This window comes from Mycobacterium tuberculosis H37Rv, assembly GCF_000195955.2.
Lineage (GTDB): Bacteria > Actinomycetota > Actinomycetes > Mycobacteriales > Mycobacteriaceae > Mycobacterium > Mycobacterium tuberculosis.
This window is the reverse complement of sequence record NC_000962.3, coordinates 377,088-392,036: the sequence shown is the minus strand read 5'-3', so window position 1 is coordinate 392,036 and position 14,949 is coordinate 377,088. Positions and strand designations below refer to the sequence as shown.

Here is a 14,949-nt window from a genome sequence, read left to right as displayed (position 1 = left end):
GCGATCAATCCCCATGCCCGACCGGTGCACCCTCGTCGACCGGCAGTCCGGCCAATCGCCATTCGAGCATTCCGTCGTCGAGGCGTTTCACCTCCCGCCCCGCGTCGCGCGCGATGCGGACGGCATCGGGGGCCATGACGCAGTAGGCACCACGACAGTAGGCGACAATGTCGCGGTCGCCAGTTAGTTCGGCGAGCCGGTCGGCCAGTTCGGCTATCGGGATATTGATGGCGCCCGGGATATGGCCGGCCTGGTATTCCTCGTGCGGTCGCACGTCGACCAGGGTGACCTCGCCGGCTTCGCGCCGCCGCAGCAGCTCCGCACGGGTGATCGCATCCTCCGGCGAACCGAGCACGTCTGCGGCCGCGACCGCCACGTCGGCCAGATGCTCGTCGGCAACCACTTGCACCAGCGCGAACAGCCTTGCCACGTCTTCCCCAGCAATCCGGTAGTACTGCCGGGTCCCCTCGCGGCGAGCCTCGACCAGCCCGCCGCTCTTCAGCGCCTGCAGATTCGCCGATGCCGTGGTCAGGTTCATCCCGGTCGCCGTCGCGATCGCTTCTACCGCGCGCTCACCTTGGGCGAGCAAGTCCAGGATTTGCAATCGCCGCCCATTGGCCAGCGCCTTGCCCACGCGCGCTACCTGGTCCAACAACGCCGCCTTACGATCGGACTGTCCAGCCATTTCCAGTCATCCTTGGGAATATAATTCCATTGCTCATTGGAACTACATAATATGCGGCGGCTGTCCACCCGCGCGCACGGATCCTCCGGACGGTGAATCGATGAACAGCTGCAACCGTCTCCCCTGCGCACACGAAGTGCTTGCTGTGTTCGCCCATCCGGACGACGAGTCCTTCGGGCTCGGGGCGGTATTGGGTGATTTCACGGCGCAGGGAACGCGGCTGCGAGGATTGTGCTTCACCCACGGCGAGGCCTCCACACTCGGCCGGACCGACCGAAACCTCGGTGAGGTGCGCCGGGAGGAACTCGCCGCTGCGGCACAGGTCCTGGGTGTCGATCATGTGCAACTACTCGCATACCCGGATAACGGTCTAGCGCAGATCCCGCTCAACGAGCTGACGCAACGCGTGGTGGATGCCCTCGCCGGAGCAGACCTGCTACTCGTGTTCGACGACAACGGCGTAACAGGCCACCCCGACCACCGTCGCGCAACCGAAGCTGCGCTCGCGGCGGCTTCGACACCCAGTATCCCCGTATTGGCCTGGGCACTGCCCCAACCGATCGCCGATCGGCTCAACGCCGAGTTCAGCGCCTCCTTCGGGGGGCGCGGTCACGGTCACCTCGACATCATGATCGAGGTTGACCGCAGCCGACAGCTAGCCGCTATCGGCTGCCATTTCACCCAGTCCGCCGACAACCCCGTGCTGTGGCGTCGTCTGGAACTGCTCGGTGACCGAGAGTACTTGCGCTGGCTGCGCCGGTCAGTGCCCTAATCGCGGCACTCCCAGCCGGAACACCCGCCAGCCTGCCCGCCGCCAGCGGGTCACGTCGAGGCAGTTGCGGCCGTCCACGATCACCCGGGCCCGCACCCGGTTGGCTAGATCAGCGGGTTCGAGATCGATGAACTCCCGCCATTCGGTAAGCACCAACACGGCGTCCGCGCGCTCGCAGGCCTCCGCAACCGAAACCGCATAGTTCAAGGTAGGGAACAGTCGGTGGGCGTTGTCCAAGGCCTTTGGATCGTACACGTGGACCGTGGCGCCGTTGAGCTGCAGCTGGCCCGCCACATTGAGGGCGGGCGAATCGCGCACGTCATCGGATTCGGGTTTGAACGCCGCGCCGAGCACCGCAATATTGGCGCCCAGCAACGAGCCACCGCATGCGGTGGTGGCCAGTTCCACCATCTTGGTGCGCCGGCGCATGTTGATGCTGTCCACTTCACGCAGGAACGTCAACGCCTGGTCGGCTCCCAGTTCGCCGGCGCGGGCCATGAAAGCGCGGATGTCCTTGGGCAAGCAGCCGCCGCCGAAACCCAAGCCCGCGTTGAGGCATTGGCGTCCGATCCGCGGGTCGTATCCGAGCGCATCGGCCAGCTGGCTAACGTCGGCACCCGCCGCCTCGCACACTTCGGAGATCGCATTGATAAACGAAATCTTGGTCGCCAGAAAGGCATTGGCGGATACCTTGACCAACTCCGCGGTCTGCAGATCGGTCACCAGAAACGGCACGCCCGCTGCCAGCAGCGGCGCGTACAGCTCGCGGACGGCTACCTCGGCGCGCGTCGAATCATCTTGTACCCCAAGGACGATACGGTCGGGGTTGAGGGTGTCGTGCACCGCGAAGCCCTCGCGCAGGAATTCCGGATTCCAGGCAATTTCCACGTCGACTCCCCGGGGTGCCAGTGCACCGGCCCGATGTCCCAGTTCGGCTGCGGTGCCCACTGGGACTGTCGACTTGCCGACCAGAATCGACGCCCTGACCAGACGCGGCACCAGCGCATCGATGACGGCGTGGACATGCCGCAGGTCGGCGCCATATTCGCCTATCTTTTGCGGCGTGCCGACCCCCAGGAAATGCACGTCGGCGAAATCGGCCGCCATGTCGTAGTCGGTGGTGAACCGCAAGCGGCCGGCAGCCAGGTTATCAGTCAACAGCTTTCGCAGGCCGGGTTCGTAGAACGGAATGTCACCCCCGGCGAGCTTGGCGACCTTACCGGGATCGATATCGACCCCGACGACCTCGTGTCCCAGTTGCGCCATACCGACGGCGTGGGTGGCACCCAGATACCCAGTGCCGAAGACGCTGCATCGCACACCACTGTGTGTAGGTGGCTGCGATGAGCGAACCGCATCGCGGCGCTGAGCACCAGGCAAACGGCAGGTGACAGCTACCCGCGACAGGCCTAGCCGCGCCGGATGCTAAGTAGACCTGATGAAGTTCTGGTAGGAGCGCGACGGCGTGGGCCCGCGCTGACCCTGGTATTTCGACCCCGCCCGGGAACTGCCGTAGGGATGCTCGGACGGGCTGGTCAGGCGCAACATGCACAGCTGACCGATTTTCATGCCGGGCCACAAAGTGATCGGCAGGTTGGCGACGTTGGATAGCTCCAGGGTGATGTGACCGCTGAAGCCAGGATCGATGAAGCCCGCGGTGGAATGCGTCAGCAGGCCCAGCCGGCCCAACGAAGACTTGCCTTCCAGCCGTCCGGCGAGGTTGTCGGGCAGAGTGAAAAGCTCCAGCGTCGAGCCGAGCACGAATTCGCCCGGGTGCAACACGAAGGGTTCCCCGTCGACCGGTTGCACCAGGCTGGTCAGCTCGTCCTGCTGCTTGGCCGGGTCGATGTGGGTGTAGCGAGTGTTGTTGAACACCCGAAACAAGCAATCGAGCCGGACGTCGATGCTGGACGGCTGGACCAGGGTGTCGTCGAACGGGTCGATCCCCAACCGCCCGGAGGAGATCTCGGCCCGAAGATCACGATCGGAGAGCAGCACCCGACGAGCGTATCTGTCGCCGCACGCTGGCTCAGCGGATGTAGAGTTCCTCGCCGGTGGGATACCCGCCGCCCACGGTCGTGATGTGGATGTGGTCGTAGTGGCCGGCCCCGGTTGTCCGCGCGCCGTTGGGCGTGTAGTAGGCGCCACGCCAAATCACATCTTGCATCCCAAATCGGGTCGCGTTCTTCAGTACGAAAGCGACGATCTCGTTGCCCAGCGCTATGCCCTCGGCGGTGCCGGGGTTGGGAACCATCACGTCGAGCGCCAAACCATTGGGATGCCATCTCAGCGCATCCGGCCGAACGCCGCCGATTTCGCGAATTTCGGGGAAAGCCGCACTGATACTGCGGGCTGTCAAGACGGTCTTGACCTGTAGACCCTGCTCGGGTGCCACCCCTACCGGCAAATACCGAGATACGATGCGCCATCTCGATGCCGAAGCGAACTGGCTGGCAGCAAGGCCCGTCCCGATTTCACCGCCGGATATCTGTGAGGAGAAAGCCAGCGGTGCAACCGGCACGATCTGCACACAACAGGGCGCGTCGTCGCCGAGAACCGGGTTGGCATCGGCGCGGGCGGCAAGCGTACTGACATCTCCGCCCGTGGCGAAGAACACGGCGGCCGGGGCGAGGACCGCAGCCAGGACCGCTGACGACTTTCGCCGGTCCCTAGCTAATTCATGTCGGCCCACGCTGAGCAGATTACGACAAGATAACGGAAGAATAAATATCTAATCTCTAGAAGACCGCCGTCAGCTGCGCCCTAGATCTGCAATCGCGACGGGATCGGTTCGCGGATATCTGCGGACTGCCGAATGGCTGCCTCGATGCCAGCCGTGACCCCGGCGACCGCCGTCTGGACCGACATGCTCGGAACACCGAGGTTGTGATCCAGTGCGGCGACGCTGGGCAGGCACGGCAGATGAATCCAACCGGCGCGGACGGGCAGACCCTTCTGGGCGAGGTGGTGCAGCACGCCGTACATGAGGTGATTGCACACGAACGTGCCCGCCGCGTCCGAGACGTCAGCTGGCACGCCGGCCTTTCGCATGGCCAGCACCATCGCGCGAACCGGTACGGTCGCGTGGTAGGCGACCGGGCCGGCGGGGTCGGTTGGCTCACCGACCAAAACCCTGCCGGCGCAGTCGGCGAGGCCGTACCGCCCGCAGTCGTTGACGTTTTGCGCGAGTCGCTCGACGGTGATCATGCTGCGTCCCGGGTATTCGCCCAGCATGATCACCAATGCTGGCTCGATCTCTGCGATGGCCTGCTGAGCTGCCGCGATCGACTCGAAGAACGTGTTGGGCACGATCCGCGAGATGACCGTTGCGCCGGCGATGGTGCGACCATCCAGCTCTTCGGCGGTGAGCTGTGCCGGATTTACCGGCGTCACGCCGTAGGGTCCGAATCCGGTGACCAGCACCTTCGACATGCTGTTCCTTCCTTATTTCAATGCCCGTTTCCCCGAAAGTCGCTGCATTTGTCACTAGCCGTCACAATGTTCAAGCGTGCCCGAGCCGAGATCTTCGACCGAAACCGGGAGGTTGGCATCAGCAACGTCACAACGGCCGCCTCGTTGGTCACCTTCCCGGTTCTCGCCGGGATTCTCGGCGGCGTGGTCCCGTCGGTGCGCACGCCGTCGGCGGCGATGGTCAGCGGCGTCCAACATTTCGCCGCGGGAATTGTCATGGCCGCCGTGGCCGGGGAAGTGCTACCAGACCTGCGCAGCAGAGGTCCGCTCTGGCTGATCGTTGTGGGCTTCAGTGCAGGCGTCGCGGTACTCGTTGCACTGCGCCGATTTGACGGCCACGGGGAACATCAAGACGGCGACGACGTGGGCGAACTGCCCGTCGGGTTCCTCACCGTAGTCGCGGTTGACCTCTTCATCGACGGGTTGCTGGTCGCAACGGGCGCGACGGTGTCCAGTCGCACCGCGATCATCATCACCATCGCCCTGACGGTCGAGGTGCTGTTCCTGGGTCTGGCGGTGGCCCTGCGCCTGGCCGGCTCCGGAATGCCTAGGATCCGGGCCGCGGCGACCACAAGCGCCCTGAGCCTAGTGATCGCGGTGGGCGGTGTGTCAGGTGCCGTGGCGCTGGGCCGGGCGGGAAATACCGTCCTGACCCTCGTGTTGGCGTTCGCGGCGGGGGCGCTGCTCTGGCTGGTCGTGGAGGAACTGCTTGTCGAGGCGCACGAAACGCCGGAGCGGCCATGGATGGCCGTGATGTTCTTTGCCGGATTTCTGATCTTGTACGGCCTGGGGGTGATGGAATGATTCTGGATGCTAGCCTTTCGAGGCAACCGTGCCGATGTAGTTCAATGGCAGAACATCAGCTTCCCAAGCTGAATACGCGGGTTCGATTCCCGTCATCGGCTCCGATGTGACACGTCGACGCTGATGGTGATGCTGAACGTCGGTGGCCCGGCGGCAAGGCGGGGAAGGCCCAAAACGATGGCCGGCCCATGCACCGTCGTCGCCGACCGCGCCGTATGGGAGCGCCCATTACCACTGCGATGCGAAAGCGGCTGGTGCACAGGAACCGTCGCCGACAGAGCGGTGCTGCCCCCGGCGTGGACGCCCCCGGCGGCCGAGGCTATGTGATACTGACCTGATGAGCGACGGTGGCGCACCTACCGTGGAATTTCTTCGCCATGGGGGGCGGATTGCCATGGCGCACAGAGGATTTACGTCGTTCAGATTGCCCATGAACAGCATGGGGGCGTTCCAGGAGGCGGCCAAGCTCGGATTCCGCTACATCGAGACCGACGTTCGCGCCACCCGGGACGGCGTAGCCGTGATCCTGCATGACCGTAGGCTGGCGCCCGGGGTGGGGTTATCCGGCGCGGTCGACCGGTTGGATTGGCGTGATGTCCGCAAGGCGCAGCTGGGTGCGGGGCAGTCGATCCCAACCCTGGAAGACCTGCTTACCGCGCTGCCAGACATGCGGGTCAACATCGACATTAAAGCCGCATCGGCGATCGAGCCGACCGTCAACGTCATCGAGCGGTGCAACGCGCACAACCGGGTGCTGATCGGTTCGTTTTCCGAGCGCCGTCGCCGGCGCGCATTGCGCCTGCTGACCAAGCGGGTCGCTAGTTCGGCAGGAACGGGCGCGCTGCTGGCGTGGCTGACCGCGCGTCCGCTGGGCAGCCGGGCATATGCCTGGCGGATGATGCGCGACATCGACTGCGTGCAACTACCGTCACGGCTTGGCGGTGTACCGGTCATTACGCCGGCACGGGTCCGCGGCTTTCATGCTGCGGGACGCCAAGTGCATGCCTGGACCGTCGACGAACCCGATGTGATGCACACCCTTCTCGACATGGACGTGGACGGCATCATCACCGATCGCGCGGACCTACTTCGTGATGTTCTCATCGCCCGCGGCGAGTGGGACGGCGCCTAAGAGCCCGGCGACACCGGAAACGGTCAGGGCATGCGGATCGGATCATCGGGATGCGGACTCAGCGGCGTGGTCTCGATGGTCATCCAGCCAGCAAGCGGTAGCGATTCCAGGATGGCCATCAGCTCGCCAGGGTCGCGAGCCCGCCACAGCCCCAGGGTGCGCTGGCCGTCCGGTCCGTCGGGTAGTGCCCACAACCGCACCAGGTGTCCCCGCCCGGCCAGCTCGGGCGCGCGGCGAGCCTCGCGCGCCACGGTGTCGTCGACCACCTGAGCCGGGGTACCCGGTGGCACCATAATGGTCGTCGCGATCAGAAACTCCGGACCCTTACCCGGCGCGATGGTTATCCCCTGGCCAACCGGGTCGTTCGGGTGAGCACCCAGCGGCGTGACGTCGTCGGTGCGCCACGACCGCGGCGGCATCGAGGCCAGCAGCTGCTCCAGTTCGCCGTTGTCGTCGGCGGCGAACAGCCCCAGGGTGCGCCATTCGCCCGGCCGCAGCGGCGGGCGCCACAGGCGGAGTAGCTTTCCCTGTGCCGCGAGCTCGCGCGAGCGGGCAGCCTCGCGGGCACGGACCCGCTCGACTGCGTCCGCGGGCATGCTATCGGGAACGCGGGTGGTCATGGTGACCAAAAACTCCATGCTTTCTCCGAGCAAGCCGGGTAGCACCCCGGGCAAGAGCGCGAGGCGTTAAAAGACGCGCACCCAGTCGACGAGCATCTCCTGTGGATAGGAACCCGTCGCGGGATCGCCGCCACCAGAACCGCCAACCGCAAGGTTCAACACCGGAAACACCTTGTAGCCGGGGTCGTTGAACGGCCACTCGCGGATGGGCTCGTTGAGGTCTTCGATTCCGGTCGCCGGAACCGAGAAGTAGGGCTCAATGCCGTCGGCGTAATCCAGCCAGAAGTACATGCCGCTCGGATTCCACGTGACGCGCCAGTTGTGCCAACCACCGTCCACACCGATCGGGCAGGTCTCGAATGCGGTGCCGTCCGGGTTGGCGTGCACGGTGGTTCCCGACGGCCAAGTCCCGTTGCCATACCACTCGATCAGGTCGATTTCGCCGCTGCGACCAGGATCGTCATTGGACAACCACCAGGCGGGCCACATGCCCGGAGCCAGGCAGTTGAACTTGATCCGGGCCTCCCAGGTGGTCCCGATGCCACCCCGCCACAGGCCGTGGACCAGGCCACCGAAATACCTGTTGCCCTCTCGGGTAGCGCGCAGCACGAGATTGGAGTTGCCGTCGAGGAACACGTTCTGTCGACTGTCGCGGTACTGCCCAAAAAACTGGGGCCGGTCAAAGCCCACCGGGTTCTTGATGGGCGTCCGGTGGTTCGACACCTGCCACTTGGACGGGTCCGGGACCGAACCGGCCGGCCCGTCGAACTCGTCGTGGAACAAAAGCCCACCGGTTGCCGCAGCCGGCGCGGCGGGCGCCGGTGTCGGACCAGCCGGCGCGGCCGGCCGGGACGGGTCGGCCCAGGCTGTCGGGGCGGGAAGCGCGGCAGCCAGGGCGCCGAACCCCGCCATCATCATCATTCGGCGACGATCCATCTCAGGCATAAGCATGGGACGATAGCAGGCCAAGCCGAATCGTGTGGTGCCGCCGGGCGCAACTACCTATGCGGCATGATCGTCGTGTGGGAGCATCTGTGCATGAACCCAGAGGATGACCCGGAGGCGCGAATCCGGGAACTGGAGCGGCCGCTAGCCGACGTGGCACGCGCCTCCGAACTCGGCGGCTCGCAGTCGGGCGGCTACACCTATCCACCCGGCCCGCCACCGCCGCCGTATAGCTATGGCGGCCCGTTCGGCGGCCCATCGCCGCGATCGTCCTCCGGCAACAGGGCGTGGTGGATCCTGGCCGCGGTCGTCGTTGTCGGCGTGCTGGTTCTGGTGGGTGGCATCGCCGCATTCAGCGCACAGCGGCTTTCCCAAGGCAACTTCGTCGTTCTCTCGCCCACCCCGTCTGTCTCCCGGGCTGTTCCAACCCCGACTGCGCAACCGGCCACCACTCTTCCGCCGGCCGGCGCCAGCCTGAGCGTCTCCGGCGTCAACGTGAACCGGACAATCGCCTGCAACGACAGCATTGTCAGCGTCAGCGGCATGTCCAACACGGTGGTGATCACCGGCCACTGCACCAGCCTCACCGTGTCCGGCATGAGGAACTCGGTCACCGTCGACTCCGTCGACACCATCGAAGCCGCCGGCTTCAACAACGAGGTCACGTATCACTCGGGCTCGCCGAAGATCAGCAATGCCGGCGGTTCCAACAGCGTCCAGCAGGGCTGACGTTACTGGGCCTCGTCCACCGGATCGTCGAGGACGCTGACCGCGATGCCGTATGGCAGGAAGCGGACTTTGCGTTTCGGGTCGGTGTTGTCCTTGTTCGCGCGCAGGGCGTCAAGCTCGGTCGCATACACCTGTTCAACGCGGGCACCACCGTCGGCGTCCACCGTATAGATGGCCCACACACCGTCACCGGCCTCGCCGGCGGTCTCCGGCGCCGGACGCGAGCGCCGGGACAAGTCCTCGAAGATTGCCGACCAGCCCGTTCCCGCGCCGGATGAGCTGAGGAACCTGCCGATCCGCTCGAACGCGTCGCGCAGTCCCTCGCTCCCCTCCCGGATCACCCGATCGAATTCGTCGGGATCGAATCCAAACGGACCATAGTCGCCCACGCGACCTCCTCAGCAACCCATACCGATACTACGGACCTGACACCGACGGGGCCAGCTCCGGGGAACGCGGCTCACCCAGAGCCAAGGCTTCCGAACGGGTTCTGCGGTTCGCCGGCACCCGGATTTTGCGGAATCGGGACCGGGATCGGAACGGGCAAAAACGGGACGTGCAACCACTCCGTGGTCATCTTCACCGTCGTCGTAGTCGTCGGAATCGTTGGAATCGTCGAAGTGGTCGTCACCGGCGGCTCGGTTGTCGTCGTTGTCGACGGTGGCGCGGTGGTCGTTGTGGTGGTCGGCGACGGCCTCGGCGTCGTGGTGACGGGTGGCGCTGTCGTGGTCGTCACCACCTGTGTGGGCGGCGGCGGTGCCGGCGCGACCGTCGTCGGGGCCGGTGCCGCACTGGGAAGCGGCGCAACGGTCGACGGCGGTGGCGGCGGGGTCGGTGCGCGCGAGCTAGGCACGACGGATCCGGGCGGCATCGGGGCCAGGCCGGGCACAATTGGGGTTGGTAGCGGGCTTGGGCGTCTCTCGATGGCTGTCAACGTCAATGCCACGCCCCCGATCGCGGTCATGGCCACTACCGCCGACACCCCGATGAGCAACTGCGACACCCGGATTCGCCGCCACGCTGGTCCTTTGGGGGGCTCGACCGCGTTCAGACGCATCGACCAGCAGGGGCCGCCTTCGTTATACGAGTCGCCCTCGAAACGCGCCGGAGCTTCGCTTGGGAAGTCGGTCTGCGACCAGGCCAACTCGCGATCGGTCAAGGCCTCATGGTCGATGACCATGACGTCGCCGGCCGGCAGCTCGATGACACTGGTGCCGGCGGCTGCGGCCGTGGCGAGGCCGATGGACGTCCGCGTTCGCGAATCGCGCTCTCCCCCACGGTTGGCGAGCAGCAACGCACCCATCGCCGCCGCGCACCCGGGTTGCGACGCGGTCAGCACAGGTCGACGAGTGTGGAACGAAAGACGTTGAGTCACAAGGGGAATATTGGCACCACCGCCGACGGTGACCACCGCCGCGAGATCCGCCCAGCTCGCGTTGTGGCGCGCCAGCATGTCGTCGAACGCGTAGATGAAGCCGGTCAATGGATCCTGGATCAGGTCTTCGAGCTGTTCCCGAGTCATCTCGATGCTCGAGCTGCACCCGGCAAGCTCAGCGAACAATTCCGTGGCAACGTCGGTGGACAGTCGTTCCTTTGCCGCACGGCACTGCTCCCTGAGTTGGCCGAGTTGCCCGACCGCGGCGGTACTGGCCGGATCGACGTCATCGCCGTACCCGAATTGGTCGATGACCCGAAGCAGCAAAGCCTGGTCGATCTGACTACCGGAAAAGTCCTGGTACCGTGCCGTGGCACTAACGGGCTGGAAATCCGACGTCCTGGAATCCGACTTGGTCTCCACCAAGGTGACGTAAGTCGCGGAGCCACCGAAATCAAGCAACCCCACCACACTGCCGTGGGGCAGGCCCAATTCCGAGTTCACCGCGGTCAACGCCGCGATCGCATCGGAAACCAGGCGCGGCGCCATGCCGCTGCGGACGAAGCCGACGTGCGTCCGCAAACCGTTACGCAGTGCGTGTACAGCTCCGGGCTTCCAATGCGCGGGAACGGCAATGGCGATCTCCGAGGAACTCGCGTCCGCACCGGCGGTCAGCACCATCGCATCCAGCGCCTCGACCAGCAAGAGGTCTGGATCGTGCACGGATCCGTCGGGAGACACCAGCGCCACCGCATCTCCAATGCGCTCAACAAAGCCGCTCATTAGGGCGCCCGGCTCGATCAAGTTCGGGTTCTGGCTAGGCACACCGATTTTCGGTGCGCAATGCGGGTACAGGGTCAGCACGGCGCGACGAGTAACCGGCGGACCTCCGTTACCCGCCGCGACCAGGTTTGTGGTCCCGATCGACAACCCCAGCGGGTCGTACATAGCGGAAGGCTTTCGTCAATAGGGGTCGGTGGCCAGCGTTAACCATAGCGGCGGGTGGGCCGTATACGGTTCGGTGACAACCTCATTGGTATGCGGTCGATGCGGTGGTGTCACCGAAGCGGTACCGCCACCGACTTGACAGATCGCATCGAGCTCATTTCACGGTCAACGGCAGTGAGCGCCTCGGCTCGAACTGGAAGACCGATCCGCGACTGACCTTGGCTACCAACACCTCCGGCAGTTCGCTCGCTGGGGCATCGGCCTCGATGAGTTCCGCGGTCCAGTCGGTGTCCGTCCCGCTGATCCGAACCTTCAGATGCGGGTCTACAGCGGTGGCGATGGCCTGCAACGGCTGCACGGATGCCGGTGTGCACAACGAAATCCAGGCGCCGTCGGCGTGGGCTGGCGAGTTGTGCACCACCAGACGGTCCGGCGACGTTTCGGCCAGCACGTAACCGGCCGGGTTGAGCAGCGGGTGTAGCTCCAGCACACCTAACGCGCCTTCGATTCCGCCGGGTAAAGCCATCGCACGGTGAATGCGTTCTGCGCCCAGCCCGGCCACTCCGATCAACTGGCGGGTGTTCACCGAAATGGCCAGTTGAGCATCGGCTTTGGCCCGTTTCCGCACGGCAATGGCGAACGACAGATTCAGCAGGTGCATTTGCAGGCAGACCTCATCGGCCATCCGCACCAGTGCGGAATGCGAGAACGCCCCGAAGTCCAGGTCGGACACCAGCGGACCCGAATAGTCCACCAGCCCGTCGTCAGACGCATCGACGTTGTCTAATTCCCAGGTGGCAGCTTTGGTTTCACGGACCGCGTCCAGCGCCGGAATACCCTCAGCCTCGGGATAGGACTCGTCGATGATGACGGTCCACGCACAGTGCGGATGCCGGTCGGCCGGCTTGCGGGGCGGCCGGTGGATGGGGCGCACCTGCGCGCGCGGGTTGGTCGCGATCGCGGTGGCGTCGAACGTCGGATCTTCGATGGTGTGGCACATGCCGACGACGTAGTCGTCGCCCATCGGCTCCACGTCGAGCAGCGCACCGCAGTGGTCGAGGTGAAACTCGCCGTGCCAGCGGTCGTGCAGGGTGAAACGGAAGTCCATGAATTGCGGCGGCGCGCCGATGTCGAGCTGTAGCCCCTTGAAGATGGTGGGCACGTCGTCGCCCTCGAAGTTCAGCGCCTTTTGCATGCGCTTGGTGTAGATCGGGCTGGCGCCCGCCCACTCCTCGATGGCGATCTGCAGCATCTCCTGGCGGCCGAATGCCTGTATACACCAGGCCATGCCCGATCGGTCGATCAGCTGGCCGATCAACAACAGCTCGGGTAACAGAACTGCCAGCTCGCTGCGGGACAACCCCGCGTACCGGGATTGGCTCATACCCCAAAGCTACCCGTGAGCCGGTGTGCTGCAATGGCGTGGTGACTCCGGGTGATCCAGCCGACATTGCAGCGATCAAACAGCTCAAATACCGGTATCTGCGGGCATTGGACACCAAGCATTGGGACGACTTCACCGACACCCTGGCCGAGGATGTCACCGGCGATTACGGGTCATCGGTCGGTACGGAGCTGCACTTCACCAACCGCGCCGACCTGGTCGACTACCTGCGCCAGGCACTCGGCCCGGGTGTCATCACCGAACACCGGGTCACCCATCCGGAAATCACCGTGACCGGCGATACCGCAACCGGCATCTGGTACCTGCAAGACCGGGTCATCGTCGCCGAGTTCAATTTCATGCTCATCGGCGCCGCGTTCTACCACGACCAGTACCGACGAACCACCGACGGCTGGCGGATCAGCGCCACCGGCTACGACCGAACCTACGAGGCGACCATGTCGTTGGCGGGCCTTAACTTCAACATCAGGCCGGGCCGCGCGCTGGCCGATTGACGCCGAACGTGAATCTCACGACGCAACACGCCGAAAACCCGTCGCACAGTTCACAATCGAGGTCCGGGGTTACTTGGCGATCGCGATCACCGCACCAGGCCGCAGCCAACGGATGATCTGCACCAGCGTGGCATCGTCGATCGCCACACAACCCGCGGTGGGCCCGCCGTCGGTGGTGTGAAAGAAGAACGCGGAGCCTTTGCCTGGGACCTTGGCCTTGTTGACGCCCATCACGACCGAATGCTTGTACTGCGGGATTTGCAGGTTCTCGCTGTCGGCCGTGCTGAACGGGCACTGGGACTTCTGACAGACCTGCATGGAGTTAAAGGTGGGGCTATTGTCGTCGCCACTCCACCAGTGATTGGGTCCGACTTGGGTATACGGCAACCCGCCACCGGGATTCGGCGCGGTGCCAAAAGCGGAGTCCAGGCTGTAAACCCCCATCGGAGTGGCCGGATATCCGCTCTTGGCTTCCGGCGCCATGCCCGCCGAACCGATATGGGTGGTGATACCGGTCTTGAGCGGCTGCCAGCCGGCGGCGGTGCGTTGGTAGACATCCATCTTGGCCGTCGAACCGCCGGTTCCCACCACCGAAACCACCTGAGTGGCATTGCCGACCGAGTTCGCGAACCACGGGTTGACGACGGCCAGGCTCACTGGCGCGAGAACCACAGCAACGCAGCCCGTGCATACCGCAGCGCACAGCAAAGCTAGGAGTCGGCTCATCGCTCAATCGTCAGACAATCACCTCGTGTGGTCAAGTCAAGGTTAGAATCCGGCTGGGTCACTGTGCGGTGACAAAGCGAAATGCACAGCGCACCATGGCTTTAGCGGGCCGTGTCGACTTCCGGTTCGGGTTGTCTCGACACCTCCACTGGCGGCGACAAAGCATGAGACGCGCGTTGGGCACCGAATATCGACGGCGGTCGAAATACGCACAGGCACACGAGGAAATACAGGTACCCCAGCGCCCAGCCGGCAACAACGTCGGTCGGATGATGCACGTTCAACGCCACCCTGGCAACACCGACCGTCAACACGCACAGCGCGCCCACCGTGATGGCGATGTGCCGAGTAAACCTGCTGTGCAGCATGGGCAACAGGACGGTTAGCAGCGCGAGTACGCTTGCGGTCGCCTCCAACGCATGCCCTGACGGAAACGAAGTCGAATGGGCAGATACCAGCGCAGTCGCCGGTCGCGGGCGGTGGGCCACGGATTTGGCCGCGATCGTCATGATCGCGTTGAGCGGTAAACAGGCCAACAGCAACAACGCTATCCGTATCTTGCGCTTCGCCAGTGCGACCATCGCGGCCAGCAAACCCAGCGGCCGCAGCACGACTGGGCCCAAGATCAGGGATACACCATCCCAGAAGCGCACCCACGCAGGGTTCTTTATCCCGATGTCGTGCGCTGCGTTCAACAACGACCAATCGAAACTATGCAGCCAACCCCAATCCTGGGAGTGCCCCACCCACATGACGGCATACACCGCGGTTGCGACAAAAGCGAGCGAAACAGCGAGAAGCGCTTGCGGGCGAGTCATGCTCTAACTCCTACCAGCATCGGTG

Annotated in this window: 17 protein-coding genes and 1 tRNA gene; 6 read left to right on the top strand and 12 right to left on the bottom strand. The window is 64.8% G+C overall.

The window, feature by feature from the left end; all coding sequences use genetic code 11:
* Positions 1-4: 4 nt before the first annotated feature.
* Positions 5-685: a transcriptional regulator gene (locus Rv0324; RefSeq protein NP_214838.1), complete on the bottom strand. Its 681-nt coding sequence runs from the start codon at positions 683-685 to the stop codon at positions 5-7.
* 100 nt (positions 686-785) lie between these two features.
* Between Rv0324 and Rv0323c the strand changes: the two genes are divergently transcribed.
* A complete protein-coding gene (locus Rv0323c; protein ID NP_214837.1) occupies positions 786-1,457 on the top strand; it encodes a hypothetical protein in 672 nt (223 codons plus the stop codon).
* Here the strand turns inward: Rv0323c and udgA are convergent.
* The 4 genes from udgA to pcp form a co-directional block, all read right to left on the bottom strand.
* Positions 1,446-2,777 carry a UDP-glucose 6-dehydrogenase UdgA gene (gene udgA, locus Rv0322; protein NP_214836.1) on the bottom strand — a complete coding sequence of 444 codons (1,332 nt, stop codon included), beginning with the start codon at positions 2,775-2,777 and terminating at the stop codon, positions 1,446-1,448. The two genes, Rv0323c and udgA, sit on opposite strands and share 12 nt — an antisense overlap.
* Before the next feature lie 105 nt (positions 2,778-2,882).
* Entirely contained in the window at positions 2,883-3,455 is a 573-nt protein-coding gene (gene dcd, locus Rv0321) for a deoxycytidine triphosphate deaminase (protein ID NP_214835.1), read from the bottom strand.
* A 31-nt stretch (positions 3,456-3,486) separates the two neighbouring features.
* Complete coding sequence (locus Rv0320; RefSeq protein NP_214834.1) at positions 3,487-4,149, bottom strand: hypothetical protein; 663 nt, start codon at positions 4,147-4,149, stop codon at positions 3,487-3,489.
* 71 nt (positions 4,150-4,220) lie between these two features.
* Positions 4,221-4,889, bottom strand: a complete 669-nt coding sequence (gene pcp / locus Rv0319; RefSeq protein ID NP_214833.1) for a pyrrolidone-carboxylate peptidase — start codon at positions 4,887-4,889, stop codon at positions 4,221-4,223.
* 48 nt (positions 4,890-4,937) lie between these two features.
* On the opposite strand from pcp, the gene Rv0318c reads away from it, so the two are divergent.
* The 3 genes from Rv0318c (at position 4,938) to glpQ2 (ending at position 6,864) form a co-directional block, all read left to right on the top strand.
* Complete coding sequence (locus tag Rv0318c) at positions 4,938-5,732, top strand: integral membrane protein (protein ID YP_177716.1); 795 nt, start codon at positions 4,938-4,940, stop codon at positions 5,730-5,732.
* 30 nt (positions 5,733-5,762) lie between these two features.
* Positions 5,763-5,833: transfer RNA gene (gene glyU / locus Rvnt04), tRNA-Gly, on the top strand.
* Between the two features lie 260 nt (positions 5,834-6,093).
* Positions 6,094-6,864, top strand: a complete 771-nt coding sequence (gene glpQ2, locus Rv0317c) for a glycerophosphoryl diester phosphodiesterase GlpQ (protein NP_214831.1) — start codon at positions 6,094-6,096, stop codon at positions 6,862-6,864.
* 23 nt (positions 6,865-6,887) lie between these two features.
* On the opposite strand, the gene Rv0316 is transcribed toward glpQ2, so the two are convergent.
* Together Rv0316 and Rv0315 are read right to left on the bottom strand one after the other, a co-directional pair.
* Positions 6,888-7,502, bottom strand: a complete 615-nt coding sequence (locus tag Rv0316) for a muconolactone isomerase (protein NP_214830.1) — start codon at positions 7,500-7,502, stop codon at positions 6,888-6,890.
* Positions 7,503-7,550: 48 nt separating this feature from the next.
* Complete coding sequence (locus tag Rv0315; protein NP_214829.1) at positions 7,551-8,435, bottom strand: beta-1,3-glucanase; 885 nt, start codon at positions 8,433-8,435, stop codon at positions 7,551-7,553.
* A 60-nt stretch (positions 8,436-8,495) separates the two neighbouring features.
* Between Rv0315 and Rv0314c the strand changes: the two genes are divergently transcribed.
* Entirely contained in the window at positions 8,496-9,158 is a 663-nt protein-coding gene (locus Rv0314c) for a membrane protein (RefSeq protein ID NP_214828.1), read from the top strand.
* 2 nt (positions 9,159-9,160) lie between these two features.
* Here the strand turns inward: Rv0314c and Rv0313 are convergent, their stop codons facing one another.
* From Rv0313 to Rv0311, 3 genes are all read right to left on the bottom strand, one after another.
* Positions 9,161-9,547, bottom strand: a complete 387-nt coding sequence (locus Rv0313) for a hypothetical protein (protein ID NP_214827.1) — start codon at positions 9,545-9,547, stop codon at positions 9,161-9,163.
* 71 nt (positions 9,548-9,618) lie between these two features.
* Entirely contained in the window at positions 9,619-11,481 is a 1,863-nt protein-coding gene (locus Rv0312; RefSeq protein NP_214826.1) for a hypothetical protein, read from the bottom strand.
* A gap of 154 nt (positions 11,482-11,635) precedes the next feature.
* Positions 11,636-12,865, bottom strand: a complete 1,230-nt coding sequence (locus Rv0311; protein NP_214825.1) for a hypothetical protein — start codon at positions 12,863-12,865, stop codon at positions 11,636-11,638.
* A gap of 23 nt (positions 12,866-12,888) precedes the next feature.
* Here Rv0311 and Rv0310c point away from each other — a divergent pair, with 23 nt between their 5' ends.
* Positions 12,889-13,380 carry a hypothetical protein gene (locus Rv0310c; RefSeq protein ID NP_214824.1) on the top strand — a complete coding sequence of 164 codons (492 nt, stop codon included), beginning with the start codon at positions 12,889-12,891 and terminating at the stop codon, positions 13,378-13,380.
* Positions 13,381-13,449: 69 nt separating this feature from the next.
* Here Rv0310c and Rv0309 read toward each other — a convergent pair whose 3' ends face one another.
* Entirely contained in the window at positions 13,450-14,106 is a 657-nt protein-coding gene (locus tag Rv0309; protein NP_214823.1) for a hypothetical protein, read from the bottom strand.
* 101 nt (positions 14,107-14,207) lie between these two features.
* Entirely contained in the window at positions 14,208-14,924 is a 717-nt protein-coding gene (locus Rv0308) for an integral membrane protein (protein ID NP_214822.1), read from the bottom strand.
* Positions 14,925-14,949: the final 25 nt, after the last annotated feature.